The 16,074-nt window shown below is 68.5% G+C and carries 16 protein-coding genes and 1 pseudogene; 10 read left to right on the top strand and 7 right to left on the bottom strand.

Annotated elements, in window-relative coordinates; translation table 11 throughout:
* The 4 genes from ON33_RS15275 to ON33_RS15260 all read left to right on the top strand — a co-directional run bounded on the left by ON33_RS15275 (window position 1) and on the right by ON33_RS15260 (window position 3,483).
* A complete protein-coding gene (locus ON33_RS15275) occupies window positions 1-1,152 on the top strand; it encodes an ROK family transcriptional regulator (protein ID WP_085996760.1) in 1,152 nt (383 codons plus the stop codon).
* A 76-nt stretch (window positions 1,153-1,228) separates the two neighbouring features.
* Complete coding sequence (locus ON33_RS15270; protein WP_040859859.1) at window positions 1,229-1,942, top strand: PIG-L deacetylase family protein; 714 nt, start codon at window positions 1,229-1,231, stop codon at window positions 1,940-1,942.
* A 94-nt stretch (window positions 1,943-2,036) separates the two neighbouring features.
* A complete protein-coding gene (locus ON33_RS15265) occupies window positions 2,037-3,200 on the top strand; it encodes a glycosyltransferase (RefSeq protein WP_040859436.1) in 1,164 nt (387 codons plus the stop codon).
* Between the two features lie 91 nt (window positions 3,201-3,291).
* Window positions 3,292-3,483, top strand: a complete 192-nt coding sequence (locus ON33_RS15260) for a DUF3046 domain-containing protein (RefSeq protein WP_040859434.1) — start codon at window positions 3,292-3,294, stop codon at window positions 3,481-3,483.
* Between the two features lie 57 nt (window positions 3,484-3,540).
* Here the strand turns inward: ON33_RS15260 and ON33_RS15255 are convergent, their stop codons facing one another.
* On the bottom strand, window positions 3,541-4,062 hold the full coding sequence (locus ON33_RS15255) for a CGNR zinc finger domain-containing protein (protein WP_040859432.1): 522 nt from the start codon (window positions 4,060-4,062) through the stop codon (window positions 3,541-3,543).
* 153 nt (window positions 4,063-4,215) lie between these two features.
* On the opposite strand from ON33_RS15255, the gene ON33_RS15250 reads away from it, so the two are divergent.
* Genes ON33_RS15250 through ON33_RS15240 form a run of 3 tightly spaced genes read left to right on the top strand, consistent with a single transcriptional unit; the run spans window position 4,216 to window position 6,063 of the window.
* Complete coding sequence (locus tag ON33_RS15250) at window positions 4,216-4,668, top strand: VOC family protein (protein WP_040859430.1); 453 nt, start codon at window positions 4,216-4,218, stop codon at window positions 4,666-4,668.
* Between the two features lie 37 nt (window positions 4,669-4,705).
* Window positions 4,706-5,587 (top strand): pyridoxamine 5'-phosphate oxidase family protein, encoded by an 882-nt coding sequence (locus tag ON33_RS15245; RefSeq protein ID WP_040859858.1) that lies wholly within the window; start codon window positions 4,706-4,708, stop codon window positions 5,585-5,587.
* A 26-nt stretch (window positions 5,588-5,613) separates the two neighbouring features.
* The gene (locus tag ON33_RS15240) at window positions 5,614-6,063 is read left to right on the top strand and encodes a nuclear transport factor 2 family protein (RefSeq protein WP_040859428.1); all 450 of its coding nucleotides are present in this window, start codon (window positions 5,614-5,616) and stop codon (window positions 6,061-6,063) included.
* 282 nt (window positions 6,064-6,345) lie between these two features.
* Here ON33_RS15240 and ON33_RS15235 read toward each other — a convergent pair whose 3' ends face one another.
* Window positions 6,346-7,746, bottom strand: a complete 1,401-nt coding sequence (locus tag ON33_RS15235) for an MFS transporter (protein ID WP_040859426.1) — start codon at window positions 7,744-7,746, stop codon at window positions 6,346-6,348.
* Window positions 7,747-7,840: 94 nt separating this feature from the next.
* Here ON33_RS15235 and ON33_RS15230 point away from each other — a divergent pair, with 94 nt between their 5' ends.
* From ON33_RS15230 to recX, 3 genes and pseudogenes are all read left to right on the top strand, one after another.
* Window positions 7,841-8,863, top strand: coding sequence for an Lrp/AsnC family transcriptional regulator (locus tag ON33_RS15230; RefSeq protein WP_051152231.1), 1,023 nt, complete (start codon window positions 7,841-7,843; stop codon window positions 8,861-8,863).
* Window positions 8,864-9,035: 172 nt separating this feature from the next.
* Window positions 9,036-10,070 (top strand): recombinase RecA, encoded by a 1,035-nt coding sequence (recA, locus tag ON33_RS15225; RefSeq protein WP_040859425.1) that lies wholly within the window; start codon window positions 9,036-9,038, stop codon window positions 10,068-10,070.
* A gap of 1,098 nt (window positions 10,071-11,168) precedes the next feature.
* Window positions 11,169-11,666, top strand: a pseudogene (gene recX / locus ON33_RS43340) (recombination regulator RecX); the annotation flags it as partial.
* A gap of 568 nt (window positions 11,667-12,234) precedes the next feature.
* Here recX and ON33_RS15210 read toward each other — a convergent pair.
* The 5 genes from ON33_RS15210 to ON33_RS15190 all read right to left on the bottom strand — a co-directional run bounded on the left by ON33_RS15210 (window position 12,235) and on the right by ON33_RS15190 (window position 16,063).
* Window positions 12,235-12,765 carry a DoxX family protein gene (locus ON33_RS15210; RefSeq protein WP_040859423.1) on the bottom strand — a complete coding sequence of 177 codons (531 nt, stop codon included), beginning with the start codon at window positions 12,763-12,765 and terminating at the stop codon, window positions 12,235-12,237.
* Between the two features lie 377 nt (window positions 12,766-13,142).
* Entirely contained in the window at window positions 13,143-13,415 is a 273-nt protein-coding gene (locus ON33_RS15205) for a hypothetical protein (protein WP_040859421.1), read from the bottom strand.
* A 135-nt stretch (window positions 13,416-13,550) separates the two neighbouring features.
* Complete coding sequence (locus ON33_RS15200) at window positions 13,551-14,453, bottom strand: amino acid ABC transporter permease (RefSeq protein WP_040859419.1); 903 nt, start codon at window positions 14,451-14,453, stop codon at window positions 13,551-13,553.
* Entirely contained in the window at window positions 14,450-15,130 is a 681-nt protein-coding gene (locus ON33_RS15195) for an amino acid ABC transporter permease (protein ID WP_040859417.1), read from the bottom strand. Before ON33_RS15195 ends, ON33_RS15200 begins: the two co-directional genes overlap by 4 nt.
* Before the next feature lie 93 nt (window positions 15,131-15,223).
* Window positions 15,224-16,063 carry a glutamate ABC transporter substrate-binding protein gene (locus tag ON33_RS15190; RefSeq protein ID WP_040859415.1) on the bottom strand — a complete coding sequence of 280 codons (840 nt, stop codon included), beginning with the start codon at window positions 16,061-16,063 and terminating at the stop codon, window positions 15,224-15,226.
* Between the last annotated feature and the right edge of the window lie 11 nt (window positions 16,064-16,074).

Genomic DNA, 16,074 nt, shown 5'->3' with positions numbered 1-16,074 from the left:
ATGACCGTCGCCCGACCCGACGAGGTGCGCCGGTTCAACCGGTCGAGCCTCCTGCGGCTGCTACATATCGGAGGCCCCGCCACCCGGGCGGCGCTGGCGGTCGAGCTCGGGCTCAATCGGTCCACCATCAAGATGCTCGTCGACGGGCTCGCCGAGGACGGGGTGGTGGAGGAGAAGGTGCCGCGGTTGGCGCGCGGCGCCGGACGGCCCTCCCTGCTGGTGCTGCCCCAACCGCAGGCGGCGGTGGTGCTGGCGGTGGACGTGCAGGTCGAGCACGTGGGGATCGCGCTTGTCGGCTTCGGCGGCCAGGTCATGGGGCGCAACAGCTGGAATCTGCGTGGGCGGCAACGGGAACCGGACGAGGTGATCACCCATGTCGCGGAATCGGCGGCCATGCTCGCGGAGGATCTGGGGCTGCGGCCGGTGGCGGCGGGCGTCTGCGTGCCGGGTGTGGTGCGGCGCGCGGATGGCCTGGTCCACAATGCCGCCAACCTGCGCTGGGGTGAGGTGGCGCTGGGACAGCGGCTGCACGCCGTGCTCGACGTGCCCGTCACCGTGGGCAACGATGCCGAATTCGGTGCTCTCGCAGAGCATGTCCGGGGTGCCGGTCGTGCGGCCGCCGACGCGGTCTTCGTCTCCGCCGATATCGGGGTCGGGGGCGGGCTCATCGCGCAGCGCGCGCTGTTGCGCGGATCCGCGGGCTATCTCGGTGAAATCGGCCACATGACCGTGCGGCCCGGCGGGCGAAAGTGCTACTGCGGCAACGAAGGCTGCTGGGAGACCGAGGTGGGGGAGGCCGCGCTGTGCCGGGCCCTGGGCATGCCCGAGCACGGTCCGCGCGGCGCGATCGTCGCGGAACTGCGTGAGCTGCAAGAGGATTGGGAGACTCGCCTCGACGGCTATCTGGACTGGATGACCCTCGGTCTGGTCAACGTCGTCAATATCCTCGGCCCCGAACTGGTGGTGCTCGGAGATCTGTTCACCGCGCTACCCGAACCGGCCATCGCCCGCGTCCGCGATCAGGTGCACCGCCGCAGCATGGTCAGCCGCGCCTTCGGCGGGGTCCGCATCGAAAAGTCCCGCCTGGGACCGGATCTCAAGCTGCTCGGGGCGGCGGAGGCGGCATTCGAAGGGGTGCTCACCATGCTGTGACGTCCCGGCGCGCCGGGAAGGGTGCGAAGTTGGCGTCGGTCCGCGTGGGCCGCGTCGGCTCGTGTTCAATCAAGACATGGAGCAGCTTCCCGAGGACTGGCAGCGCGGGATCGTCATCGCCGCGCATCCCGATGACATCGAATACGGTGCGGCCGCCGCGGTCGCGCGCTGGACCAGGCAGGGTAAGGACATTCGCTACGTGCTGGTCACCAGTGGCGAGGCGGGTATCGCGGGGCTACCGCCGGCCGCGTGCGGGCCGCTGCGGGAGGAAGAGGAGCGGGCCTCGGCCAAGATCGTCGGTGTCAGCGAGGTGGAGTTCCTCGGGCATCCGGACGGGCGCATCGAGGAATCCCTGGCCCTGCGTCGCGACCTGGCCGCCGCCATCCGACGCCACCGCCCGGACATGGTGGTGCTGTTCAACTTCGGCGACACCTGGGCCCGCGGCTACGTCAACTCCGCCGACCACCGTGCCGTCGGCCGCGCCGCCCTGGACGCCGTATCCGACGCGGGCAACCAATGGATCCACCCGGATATCGCCGAACTGCCGATCTGGTCGCCGCGCTGGGCCGCCGTGTACGGCGTCGCGGACGGCAGCCACGGTCTCGACGTCACCGACAGCTTCGAGATCGCCGTCGAATCCCTCACCGCTCACCGCCGCTACCTCGAGGCCCTGAGTACAGAACCGGCCGAAACCCAGGCCCGCGCCGTCCTGGAAATGACCGCCGGCCCGAAGGAAGGCATCCCCGGTGCCCACGCCCTGACCTTCGAGCTCTACCACTTCGGAGGCTGAGCAAGGGTGTGCGCTGGAGTGGCGGGGAGGCGGGGAGCTCTCAGCCCGTGGAGTCGCGGGGCGGCGGGGGATCGGCGTGTGGCACGCTGGGGCCGTGCGAGTAGCGGTGGTGGCCGGGCCTGATCCCGGGCATGCGTTTCCGGCGATTGCGTTGTGCGAGCGATTGCTGGCGGCCGGCGACGAGCCGGTGCTGTTCACCAGCCCGCGCTGGTTCGACGTGGCGCGCGAGACCGGGATCGGAGTGCGTCGGCTCAAGGGCCTCGCACCCCGCGCCGAGGACGACGACAATGACGCCGGCGCCAGGATTCATCAACGGGCCGCGCACGTTTCGACCGAGATCCTGCCCGACCTGAGCGCCATGCTGCCCGAACTCGTGGTGTCCGACGTGCTCACCGTCGGGGGTGGGATGGCGGCGGAGCGGCTGCGCCTGCCGTGGGTGGAACTGTCACCGCACCCGCTGTACCTGCCCTCGAAGGGCTTGCCGCCCATCGGGAGTGGGCTCGCCGCCGGTGAGGGCATGCGCGGCCGCGCCCGGGATTCGGTGCTGCGCGGGCTGACGTCGCGGGCCATCCGGCGCGGGGAACTGCAACGCGAGCAGGCCCGCGTCAGTATCGGCCTGCCGCCGGAGGATCCGGGCCCGACCGCCCGCCTGGTCGCCACCCTGCCCGCCCTCGAGGTACCGCGCCCCGACTGGCCGGACAACGCACATCTGGTCGGCCCGCTGCTCTGGGAGCCCACCGAACACATCCTGGATCTGCCGCCCGGGGATGAACCACTGGTCATGGTCGCCCCCTCGACCGCCCAGATCGGCACGGCGGGCCTGGCCGACATCGCCCTCGAGGCCCTCGAAGGCGCCGGGGTCCGGGTCGCCGTCTCCATGCTCGACACCCCACCCGCCGACCTCCCGCCCTGGGCCACAGCCGGTTTGGGCCGCCAGGACGAGATCCTGCGTCACGCCTCGGTCGTGATCGGTGGCGGCGGCCACGGCCTGCTCGCCAAGTCCCTGCTCGCCGGTGTCCCGGTGGTCACCGTCCCCGGTGGCGGTGACCAGTGGGAACTAGCCAATCGTGCCGCCCGCCACGGTAGTTCGATCCTGGTCCGCCCCGTCACCCCCGAATCCGTCCGGGACGCCGTCAAACGCATCCTCGACGACCCCGCCTTCACCGTCGCGGCTCGCTCGGCCGCCGCCGGCATCGGCGTGGTCTCCGACCCCGTCGCGATCTGTCACGCCGCCGTCGAATCCTCGCCCGCCGTCTGACCTTCGGTGGTCTGCCACCCGGAGGTACCGGAGTGCCCGGTCACAGCTGGAATGTGGGCCGGGTGCGGGACGGTGGCGTAGGCTCGCGGCCGTGCGGTTGACGGAGTTCCAGGAGCTGTTGCATACCGAGTTCGGTACGGCGCGGGGAGACGTGCTGCTGACCGACCATGTCCTCCCGTCCATGGGACGGACGGGCGCCCAGGCCATCGAGGCCGGTGTGGATCCCCGCGACGTGTGGCGGGCCCTGTGCGCGGAGTTCGATGTACCGAAGTCCCGGTGGTGACCGGGTCCGTCCGCTCTCGCCGGCTCGGCGAATTGTGCTGAGCCGCAGCGGGTTCTTCTACTCCGCCTGGGTCTTCTTCGCGTAGTGCCGGGTGGCCTTGGCACGATTGCCGCAGGCCGCCATGGAATGCCAGCGGCGAGTGCCGTTCTTCGAGGTGTCCAGGAAATACAGGACGCACTGCGGGTGCGCGCACTGTCTGACGCGATCCGGGGTGCTCGCCAGCAGATGTAGCAGGTTGTCGGCGGCGAGCCAGCCGGGTAGCCAGGCCGGATCGGCGACCTCGGGGAGCGCGGCCGGGCCCTCCGGGGTGAGGGCGCGGCGGATGCGGCCGTGCGCCAGGACGGCATTGAGGTCGTCGGCGGTCTCGCCGCGGACCGCGCGCAGGATCGCCTCCCGGGCTGTCACGAGCGCGTGCAGGGTCGCCTCGTCGGCAGGGAGATCGAGGTTGTTGTCGGCCAGCCACTCCCGCAGTCCGGACACCTCGGTGAGCAGGTCCTGGGGTCCCGTCGCCGCGATCCAGCGGGTGTTGAGCAGGTCCAGGGCGAGCGGTTCACCGAGGTGGGGGCGTGGTTCTGGCACGCCTGAGGGTAACCGCCGCGCCGTGCCCATCGGCCTCACGACTCCTTTCTAACCAGTAAAAACAACTATATGGGTTGACGACGGCAGTGCTCAGCCGCTAGTTTCTAACCTGTAAAACAGGCTAAGATGGTTAAATCTTCCGAAGGGGTTCTCATGACCGCACCTGTTCTCGCCACCGGGCACATAGGCCTCAATGTCACCGACCTCGACCGTTCGGTGGACTTCTACCGCCGCGCACTCGGCTTCGAACAGCTCGGCGCCGGCGGCGAGGGCGCCCAGCGCTTCGCCTTCCTCGGCCGCGACGGCAAACTCCAGGTCACGCTGTGGCAGCAGAGCGACGGCGAGTTCTCCGCGAAAACTCCCGGCCTGCATCACCTCTCGTTCCAGGTGGACACCATCGACCAGGTCCGGGAGGTGGAATCCGCCCTGAAGGCGCTGGATGTCGCCTTCGCCCACGACGGTGTGGTCGCCCACGGCGAGGGCGCCTCCTCTGGCGGCATCTTCTTCATCGATCCGGACGGCATCCGCCTCGAGATCTACGCGCCCTCCGGCGCGGATCACGCCCCTGCGCCCTCCGGCGCCGCGCCCACCTGCGGCTTCTTCTGAGAGATCCGGTGCGGCTATGAACGAACTGACCGGCGGGGTGACCTATCACCCCGGAGAGCTGGCCGTCCAGGGGCGCATGGGGCAGGCCGACATCGCCCAGCGGGTCGGGCGGATGATTCGAGCCGACATTCCTGCCGCCGCGGCGCAGTTTCTGGCCGAGCAGCCCATGATCGTGGTGGGCGCGGCCGACGATGACGGGCGGATGTGGGCCGGCCAGCTGGCGGGACCGCCGGGGTTCGTGCATGCTTCGGGGGCTCGCGCCATCGAAGTCGAGGCGCTGCCGGTCGCGGGTGATCCACTGGCCGAATCGCTGCGGCGCACACGGCATGTCGGGATGATCGCGGTGCAGCCGCAGCTGCGCCGTCGGATGCGGGTGAACGGAATGATCGCGCCCACCGCCACCGGGCTGCGCATCGACACCGAACAGGTGTATTCGAACTGCCCGAAATACATCTCGCGCCGCGGTATCGAGCGATGGGTGACCGGCACGAACCCGGTGGTCCGCCGCGCCACCATGCTCGATGACGAGCAGCGGCAGTTGATTTCCCGCGCCGACGCCTTCTTCATCGCCTCCGCCGATCCCGACGGCAACGCCGACGCCTCCCATCGCGGCGGCAATCCCGGCTTCCTGCAGGTGCTTTCCTCGACCCGCCTACGCTGGCCCGACTACCGCGGCAACTCCATGTTCATGACCCTCGGCAATATCGCCGCGGATCCCCGCTGCGGCCTGCTCGTTCCCGATTGGCGCACCGGCACCACCTTGCAGCTCACCGGCACCGCCGAGATCACTTGGGACGAGAGCGTTTTCACCGTCGGGGCGCAATGCGCCGTCGACTTCACGATCACCGGGGTCGTCGAGATCTCGGGAGCCACCCCGCTGCGCTGGAGCGCCCCCGAACTGTCCCCGGCCAACCCCTGACCCACCCAACCGGAAAGGTCCGACCCATGCGTCCCCCACTGCCACCCTTCGACCTCGAATCGGCCCGGCTCAAGGTGCGAGCTGCCGAAAACGCCTGGAACACCCGCGATCCCGAGACGGTCGCGCAGGCGTACACCGAGGATTCCGTCTGGCGCAATCGCGATGAGTTCCTCACCGGTCGCGCCGAGATCATCGACTTCCTGAAGCGGAAATGGGCCAAGGAGAACGGTTACGCCCTCCGCAAGGACCTGTGGTCCTTCACCGAGAACCGCATCGCCGTGCGGTTCCAGTACGAATGGCACGACGACAATGGCCAATGGCACCGCAGCTACGGCAACGAGCTGTGGGAATTCGCGCCCGACGGCCGCATGTCCCGCCGCGAAGCCAGTATCAACGACGTCCCCATCGCCGAGAACGAGCGCCGCATCTTCGGCTCTCGCGCGGAGGGCGACTCCGAGGGGTTCCCGCTCCGTTGATTTCACGATCAGGGAGCTCTCACCGCGGTGAATAATCCTCGGTGCGAGCTCCCTGATCTTGTCGGCGCCCAGAGCCGGGTATCGCGGCGAGAGAGTGGCGACATGATGAGTTCACCGCGGCTTTCTGCACGAGAACGGTGGGTCGCGAGAAAACGGGGCGGATCGCATTGTGCGCCGGTGCGGTCCACTGTAATTCGGCGGCGAGCGTGATCTTTCGAAAATAGCCCGCGCCGAATGTATTTCGCCTCTCAGGAGCATCCCGATCGGTTTCTGATGCTGTCCTCAGCCGACGAGCGCGGGGGCCGGTTCGGGAACGGGGACGCGCTCGCTCGCCCGATACAGCGCGAAGGAGACGACACCCGCGACGACTCCCACCGCACCGGCCACACCGACCGCGGTATCGAGTCCCGTCACGAAATGCTGTGCGGTCGAGCGGCCGTCGCCCGCCGCGCTGCGGAACACCGTGCCCAGCACCGCGACACCCAGGGCCAGGCCCAGCTGGCGGGCGGTATTGATGGTGCCCGCGGCGGTGCCGCTCTGCTGCGGCGGCACCGCCGCCATGCCGACCGCCGTCAGCGTCGGAGCCGCCATGCCCACCCCGATGCCGATCACGACGAAGCCCGGAATCATTGCCGCCCAGCCGGAGTCGGCGGCGATCAGGGTCAGCAGGCCGCTGCCCACGCCCAGCAGGACCAGGCCGCCGCCGATCGACCACTTCGGGGCCAGATCCTGCAGCAGGCTGCCGAACAGGCCCGCCACCAGGAACGCGGTGACCGCCATCGGCAGCATCGACAGGCCCGCCTGCAACGGCGACAACCGCAGTTGCTGCTGCAACCACAACGAGAGTAGAGGATTCGCCGCGAACGCGGCGGCACTGAGTCCGGCGGCGGCCAGCAGGGTGGCCGCGAATCCCGTGCTGCGCAACAGCGACAGCGGCAACATGGGTGCGGTACTGCGGTTCTCGATCACTGCGAAGGCGACCGCCGCCAGCGCCCCGGTGATGATCGTCGCGATGGCGCGACCGTCACCCCAGCCGTGCTCGCCGGCCCGGATGATCCCGTAGGTGACCGCGGTGGCCGCCACCGCGAACGCGAGCATGCCGGGCAGATCCAGCCGTCGCTCCGCGCGTCGCGGCGACGGTCCGAAAACTGTGGCGGACAAGATGATCGTCACCGCCGCGATCGGCAGGTTCACGAAGAAGATCCACCGCCATGACAGCAGATCGGTGAGCACACCGCCGAGCACGACGCCGACACCCGCGGCTGCACCCGACACCGCACCCCACGCGCCGAACGCGATACCGCGATCACGGCCGGTGTAGGTGGAGTGCAGCAGCGACAGTGTGGTCGCCATCATGGCCGCGCCGCCGACGCCCTGTACGGCGCGCGCCGTCACCAGTACCGCCGAGGACTGCGCGACACCGCAGGCCAGTGAGGCGGCCGCGAACAGGACCAGGCCGGTGAGGTAGGTGGGTTTCGCGCCGACCTTGTCGGCGAGCGAGCCGAGGATGAGCAGTAGCGCGGCCAGGGCCAGCGCGTATCCGTCCACGACCCACTGCAGTCCGGACAGGCCGGTGCCGAGATCGGTGGCGATGTCGGGCAGCGCCACATTCACGATCGTGACGTCGATGAGCAGCATGAGCGTGCCCAGACAGGCCGCGAAGAGGGGTAGCCACTTCCGCATGGGAACCTCCAGAGAACGAATGATTTCGTCTCCAAGCATGGGATGGTCGCTCATGTCCGACCAGTCACCAGCGAAAATGCGCTAGATTCCTCCTGTGGTGGAAGAGGAGCTGGAGGATTCCTCCGTCCTGACCGTGCTGGACAAACAGATCGTGCACGGGCTGGTCATCGACGCGCGTATCCCGTTCGCACGGCTGGGCGCGATCCTCGGCGTGTCCGAGCAGACGGTGGCACGCCGGTACCGGTCGATGAAGGCGCGCGGCATGATTCACGTTGCGGGACAGGTGAATACGGTGCCGCTCGGGCAGCCCCGCTGGATCGTGCGCATCACCTCGACTCCGGCCAAGGCCGTGGCCCTGGCCGAATCCCTCGCGCGCGTCCCGGAATTGAGCTGGGTCTCGCTGCTGACCAGTGGCTTCGAGATCATGTGCGCGGGCCGCACCCGGTCGCTCGAACGACGTGACGAACTGCTGCTGCGGGTCATTCCGCGCGCCAGCTCGGTCCTCGGGCTGACGGTGTGCGAGGTCCTGCGGCAGTTTCCGTTCGCCGAGGAGTGGCCGCGCTACGGCCGGCTTCTCACCGCCGAGCAGTTGCGCGAGCTGGGCCCGCGGCCGCCCATGTGGGAGCCGGTCGGTCCGGAGGCGCCGGTCACGTTGTCCCGCGAGGACGAGGCGATGATCGCCATCCTGGCCCGGGACGGGCGCGCGCCCTATGCCCGGCTGGCGGCGGTCACCGGCTGGAGCGCCACCCGGGTGGCGCGGCGGATGACCGAACTCGTCGAGTCCGGGGTGCTCTACTACGACCTCGACTTCGCCCTGGAGCTCATGGGCTACACCTGCCGTGCGGTGCTGTGGATGAGGGTGGATCCGGCGCGTCTGGAGGAGGTGGGCACGGCGGTGTCCGGGCATCCGGAGGTCGCGTATCTGGCGGCGATCACCGGCCCGGCCAACCTGACCGCGTCGGTGGTCTGCCGGGACAATGCCCATCTCTACCGCTATGTCACCGAACGGCTGGGGGTGTTGCCCGGCATCAGGGATATCGAGGTGGCGTCCGCGCTGCGGGTGTTCAAGCAGTCGCAGACGCTGGTCGACGCGCGCAAACTCGCGGTTCAGCTCTGAGCGCGGGCCGCTTGCGGACCGTTTGCCGCCAGGTGCTTTGCGTGTCGCTCAGCGCGTCGCTTGCATCGAACACCTGTTCGTCTAAGCTCGTCGTCGGAACTTGTCGGTGCCGCCCTCTAACGTGGGCGCCAACCACAGCATGAGACACACCCGTTGAGAAGGGGATCAGACGATGGCACCACAGGCTTTCGATCGTGACAAGGCGCTCGAGCTCGCGCTCGCGCAGGTGGAGAAGAGCTTCGGCAAGGGCGCGGTCATGCGCCTGGGTGAAGAGGCGCGCCAGCCGATCTCGGTGATCCCCACCGGCTCCATCGCGCTGGACGTGGCACTGGGGCTGGGTGGGCTGCCGCGCGGCCGCATCGTCGAGATCTACGGTCCGGAATCCTCGGGTAAGACCACCGTCGCCCTGCACGCGGTCGCCAATGCGCAGGCCGCCGGCGGTGTCGCCGCCTTCATCGACGCCGAGCACGCGCTGGATCCCGACTACGCCCGCAAGCTGGGCGTCGACACCGACGCGCTCCTGGTCTCGCAGCCGGACACCGGTGAGCAGGCCCTCGAAATCGCCGACATGCTGGTGCGTTCCGGCGCCATCGACATCATCGTCATCGACTCCGTCGCCGCCCTGGTGCCGCGCGCCGAGATCGAGGGTGAGATGGGTGACAGCCACGTCGGTCTGCAGGCCCGCCTGATGAGCCAGGCGCTCCGCAAGATGACCAGCGCCCTGAACAACTCGGGCACCACCGCCATCTTCATCAACCAGCTGCGCGAGAAGATCGGTGTCATGTTCGGCTCGCCGGAGACCACCACCGGTGGTAAGGCGCTGAAGTTCTACGCCTCGGTGCGTCTGGACGTCCGCCGCATCGAGACCCTCAAGGACGGTTCGGACGCGGTCGGTAACCGCACCCGCGTGAAGGTCGTCAAGAACAAGGTCTCGCCGCCGTTCAAGCAGGCCGAGTTCGACATCCTCTACGGTGTCGGCATCTCCAAGGAGGGCTCGATCATCGACATGGGTGTCGATCAGGGCTTCATCCGCAAGTCCGGCTCCTGGTACACCTACGAGGGCGACCAGCTCGGCCAGGGCAAGGAGAACGCCCGCAAGTTCCTTCTCGAGAACACCGATGTCCGCGACGAGATCGAGAAGAAGATCAAGGAGAAGCTCGGCATCGGCGCGGACGTCACCGCCGACGAGGCTCCCGCCGACTTCTGATCCATGACCCCTCGGGAACCCGAAGGGCCCCGGCCGGATCCGCCGGGGCCCGCTCGCCTGGAAGCGGTGGAACGCCTCCGCCGCCAACTGGAGTCCACTGCCGCCCGCAACCCGGGCCGCCGCATCGCTCCCAGGCCCCGAGCCCCTGAGCCCGGCCACGACCTCTTCGGCCCCGCCGACCCCTACACCTCCGGCGTGGGCACCTGGAACCACGGCCCCACCGCCTACCACCCTGTCCCCGAAGACAATTCGCCGGACGAACGCTCCACCTGGCGCACAGCGGACGCTGATGCCGAACATATCGGCCGGGTGGTCCATCACGAGACTCGACTCGAGAGTCTCGACACCGCCCCGGAGTCGGGTCGACGTGAGGCGGGTGCCAGCGCGTCCGCGGCTGTAGACGGGGTTTCCGGTAGGGCGGCACAGACTTCGGCCGGGGCTGCTCCGGGGGACAGGCTGGCTGCGGCGCGGGCGGCGCTGGCCGAGGCGAATGCGGTGGTGGCTGCGAAGGCGGCGGAGGGTAAGGCGGGCGCGGCGAAGCGTGGTCGTCGGGGCGCTCGCGTGTCCGGTTCGGCCTCGGGGGAGAGGGCGTCCGCGGGTGTCGGTGACGAGCCGGGTGGGCGGGATGAGCACTTGGGGCGGGGGAGCCGGGAACGCGGCGCGGATCGTGCAGCGGATTTATCGGAACACCGTGGCGCGCAATCGGATCGGCCCGCTCGCCGGGCCGGACGGCGCCGCTGGGACGAGTCGGCGGACCAGAACGAGTCGACGGGCAGGGGCGAGTCGAGGGGCCGGGGCGAGATCGGTTGGGGTGAGCAGACGGGTCGGGGCGAGATCGGTTGGGGCGAGCAGACGGGTCGGGGCGAGATCGGTTGGGGCGAGCAGACGGGTCGGGGTGAGATCGGTTGGGGCGAGCAGACGGGCCGGGGTGAGACCGGTTGGGGCGAGCAGACGGGCAGGGGCCAGACCGATTGGGACGAGCCGGGGGACCGGGACAAAGACGGTCGCGGGTCTTGGGTCGATGCCGGTTCGGATGTCTCGGGCGATCGGGCGGACTCTGGGCGGGGTGGGCGGCGGCGCAGGCGTTCCGAATCCGGCGGGGAGTCGGCGGGGTCCGGTGGTGTCGGGGGAGGGACAGAGGCGCAGGCGAAGGATGCTTGTCTGCGGTTGCTGACCGATCGGGCTCGGAGCCGGGCCGAGTTGGCGGATCGGTTGGCGGAGCGGGGGTTCAGTGCCGCGGTGGCGAAGCGGGTGCTGGATCGGCTGACCGAGGTCGGGCTCATCGATGATGCGGCGTTCGCGCAGCAGTGGGTGCGCTCGCGGCACACCTATTCCGGCAAGGGGAAGAAGGTGCTCGCGGAGGAGTTGCGCCGCAAGGGCATTGCCCCCGAGCATGCCGATCCTGCGCTCGAGTCGGTGACGGCCGAGGACGAGACGGCCCGTGCCGTCGAACTGGTTCGCCGCAAGCTGCCCGCGCTCTCTGCGGATCTGGACCGCGACAAGGCCGTTCGCCGCCTCGTCTCCATGCTGGCCCGGCGCGGCTACAACCCCGGCACCGCTTACGCGGTCGTGACGGCGGAACTCCCGGCATCTCAGCGCCATGCGGCGGCCGAAACCCCAGCGAGTTCAGGCAACCCGGATCCGGCCGGCGCCTCGGATCCGGCCGATGGCTCGAACCCTTCCACGTCGCGCCGCGAATCCCCGTCGGCTGACGCGGATGCCGCGGCCGAGCTGGTCCGCGCGAAGCTGCGCACCCTGTCTCCAGCGCTCGACCGCGAGACGGCCGTCCGTCGCCTGGTCGGCATGCTGGCCAGACGCGGCTACAACTCCGCCACCGCCTACCAGGTGGTGACGGCGGAGCTCGCCTCCCACAGCTTCGAGCGTGGACCCGTCGAATCCGTGGACGAGTCGCCGGAGCCCGGCGCGGACGATGACGAGCAGACGCGCGCCGCGGAACTGGTCCGTGCCAAGTTGCGCACCCTGCCCCAGGGCCTGGCCCGGGACAAGGCCGTCTCCCGCCTGGTCGGTCTCCTGGCCCGACGCGGTTTCAGCCAATCCATCGCCTACTCGGTGGTGAAATCCGAACTGGCCGCCCACGGATTCGGCGCCTGAGGCAAGACGCCCCGGACCTGTCGGCGGCTCTGCGTACGGTGGAAGTCGGCACCTATGTCGACCACTTGATGACCAGGGTGATCACCGCGGCCACCACGCCGAGGCAGAGTGCGGCGGCACCCCACCGGACGCCGCGCCGTGCCCACGGCCGGTTGTGATCGAGGGATATTCGGCCCGGTCCCGCGATCGCGATCGTCAATGCCGCAGTGGCGAACAGCAGCGCGCTCTCGTATCCCATCAGCCCGTGATGCCAGGTCACGTTCATCGCATTGATCATGCTGCCGATGACAATGGCCGCGCCGAGCGGCGTGAGCAATCCGAGAACCAGCAGCGTGCCGCCGGTCAATTCACACAGCCCGGCCAGCGTGCCGAATACCCGCCCAGGGTGATATCCGAGCTTCTCGAATCCCGTCGCGGTGCGGTCCCACCCCGCGCCGTTGAACCACCCGAACAGCTTCTGGCTCCCGTGCACGAACAACAACCCACCGAACACCAGCCGCAGCACCAGCAGCCCGATATCGACCGCTCCGGAATCGGTGTTCACGGCCGAATCGTTGTGCTTGTCGGTGACGTTGGTGGTCATGAGTCCCCACTCCGCTCGATGAAGCAGGTTGATGAATCAACCCCTCTTGCCGTCCCACCAACACATACGAGGCAGCCCCGCAGCTGGTTCAACCAGCGGCTTCCCCCAGCTCGCCAGGCCGATACTCCGGCCATCGCGCAGTGGGATCGGCTGGCCGAGACCTTGAATCGCGCGGGATCGACGGGATCTGGGAGGTGTTCTGGGCGATTCCGCTGGATCATGAAATTGGACGAACCGTTCGGTCAACTGGTTCGACAACGTCGATCTGTGCGTGACCCTGTTGCAGAACTGGGGGCGACAAGTCCAGGAGGCTCACCGTCGAGGATGGGGAGTGTTCGTCATCCTCGGATAATGGGCCAGTGCGGAACACTGACGCTTCAGTGCAGGACGCCGCCCGGGCGGCGGGTGGACAGCGCGCGGCGGGTGTGGCGGTGGTTGGTGTGGCGGAGGCGGGGGCCGGCCGGGTTCGGTGAGGTGGGCCGGTCCGGTTTGGCGCCGCGGGCGGCGAGGAGGCGGGCGGCGGCCTGGTAGAGGGTGAGTCCGCCGAGGATGGCGGCGAAGGTGGTGAGGCCCGCGAGGAGCGGCGTGACGATGGTCGTCAGGAACAGCCCGAAGACGAATTCTCTTCGGGCGCTGTCGTCTTCGTTCATGAAATTCAGTATGCGAGCCGGAAGGACCTCTTGTCCGCCGGTCGGGGGACCATTCCCGGAATGCCGGGTCCCGGTTCGGGTGTCGTTGTCACCCGAACCGGGATGCGAGCGCTCGCTTCGGCAGGACAGTGCGGCTCAGCGCATGCCGCTCTGGTCGGGCATGACGACGTCCATGCCCGGTGGCGCGGTGACGGTGCCCGCCGCGAGTACGGCCCGGGAGCCGCGCTTGCGGGTGCGCAGGAACTTCTCCACGCGGGTTGCGACGATGGTCAGCGCGTAGTTGATGACGATCATGATGATGGCCACCACGATCAGCGACGGGATCGGATTCTTCTCCGCCGCACCGAGTTGCGTGCCGCGCCGCACGATTTCCAGATACGTGATCTGGTAGGCGAGCGCGGAGTCCTTGAGCGCCACCACCATCTGCGAGATGAGCGCCGGCAGCATTGCGGTGATGGCCTGCGGCAGCAGGATCGTCACCATCACCTGGGTCTTGCGCATGCCCAGCGCGACAGCGGCCTCGGTCTGGCCCTTCGGCAGCGCGCGGATTCCCGAACGCACGATTTCGGCGATGACCGATCCGTTGTAGATGGTCAGCGCCACCACCGCGGCGGCGAGCGCCAGCTGATCGGAGGGGAAGATGTTCTGCTGCGCGAACAGCGTGAACAGGAACAGCATCAGGATCAGCACGGGGATGGCCCGCGAGATCTCCACCACGAAACCGGCGACCCAGCGGATGACCCGATGGTCCGACAGTCGCAGGATGCCGAACGCCATCCCGACGACCAGCGCCGCCACGATCGACAGCGCCGCCGCCTCGAGGGTGCCGCGCAGGCCCGGCAGCAGGTAGGTGCGCCAGGTGTCGCTGTCGGTGAAGGGCTTCCACTTCTCGGCGGTGAACTGCCCCTTGTCGGCCAGCCCGTGGTACACGAACCAGACCGCCGCCACGGCGGCCAGCAGCACGACGACCGAGTAGAGCCGGTAGCGCAGGCGCGCGCGGGGTCCCGGCGCGTCGTAGAGCACGGATGCCGTGGTCATCGCGCCACCTCGAATCGCTTGGCCAGCCAACCGAAGAACAGACCGGTCGGCAATGTCAGGATGATGAACCCGAGCGCGAAGATGGCGCCCACGCTCAGCGGCGCCGCCTCGTTCTCGTTCATCTCCGACATGAGCAGCGCGGCCTCGGCGACGCCGATGGCCGAGGCGATGGTCGAGTTCTTGGTCAGGGCGATGAACACACTGCCCAGCGGTGCGATGACCGCCCGGAAAGCCTGTGGCAGCACCACCATCCGCAGATTCTGCCCGAAGGTCAGCCCCAGCGACCGCCCCGCCTCCGACTGCCCGAATGGCACCGTATTGATGCCCGACCGCAGCGACTCGCACACGAAAGCCGCGGTGTAGACGCTCAATCCGACAATCGCGAAGCGAAAGCTGTTGTCCGCGATACTGTCCGGCCCATCGGGCGCCAGCCGCCAGCCGAGCGTCTGGTACAGGCCCAGCGAGCAGAACACGATGATCAGCGTGAGCGGCGTATTGCGAATGATGTTGACGTACAGCGAGCCGATCCAGCGTGCGATCGGGATCGGTGACACCCGCATGGCCGCCACGAGGGTGCCGAGAATCAGTGCGAAGAACGCCGAATACAGCGTCAGTTTGATCGTCACCCAGAACGCGTCGAGCAGTTTGGTGTGATAGTTGGAGATCAAGTCGAACACGACTGCCCCATTCCTCCGATCGGAAAACGAAGCGCACCAGGCGATTCCGCTGAATTCAAGGCAGCGGGAAGTCGCCCGGCACGTGTCCGTGACTCAGTACCGGTCGACCTTGGGCGGCTCCGGGATCTGGAAGCCGGTGGAGCCGAATTCCTTGTCCAGCGCGGCCTTCCACGCGCCCGAGGAGATCATGGCGTCGATGGCGTCATTGATCTTGCCGCGCGATTCGGTGTCGCCCTTCTTCACGCCGATGCCGTACTTCTCGGTGGTGAAGGTGTTGCCGACCACCTTCAGCGCGCCCGGCGACTGCGCCGCGTAACCGCGCAGGATGATGTCGTCGGTGGTGACCGCGTCGACCGCGCCGGACTTCAGCGCCTCCACGCACAGCGAGTAGGTGTCGTAGGTCTGCAGCTGCACCTCGTGGGCGCTGACGTACTTGTCCTTGATGTTCTGCGCCGGGGTCGAACCCTTGACCGAGCACAGCTTCTTGTTGCCGTTCAACGATTCCGGGCCGGTGATGTCGGTGTTGTCCGACCGTACCAGCAGCGACTGCCCGGTAATGAAGTACGGCCCCGCGAAGTCGACCTTCTCCTTGCGCGCGTCGGTGATGGAGTAGGTGGCGACTATGAAGTCGACCTGTCCGTTCTGGATCAGCGTCTCGCGCTGCGCCGACGGCGATTCCTTGAAGGTGATGTTCTCCGGCTTCACGCCCATCTTGTCGGCCACGTACTTGGCGACGTCGACGTCGAATCCGCTGTAGCTGCCGTCCTTGTTCAGCAGTCCCAGACCCGGCTGGTCGAACTTGATGCCGATGGTGAGTTTGCCGTCGGCCGCGTGCTGGCTGGCGGTCTTGTTGCTACCGCCGCCGCACGCGGTGACGGCGAGTGCCAGGGCAGCCACTCCGGCGGCGATCCGGATTGCGTGGTTGATCCTCATCGAACGTCCTG

The sequence above is a fragment of the Nocardia niigatensis NBRC 100131 genome (genome assembly GCF_000308655.1).
Classification (GTDB): Bacteria; Actinomycetota; Actinomycetes; order Mycobacteriales; family Mycobacteriaceae; genus Nocardia; species Nocardia niigatensis.
The sequence above is the reverse complement of the archived record's forward strand: the minus strand, read 5'-3'. Positions and strand labels throughout refer to the sequence as shown.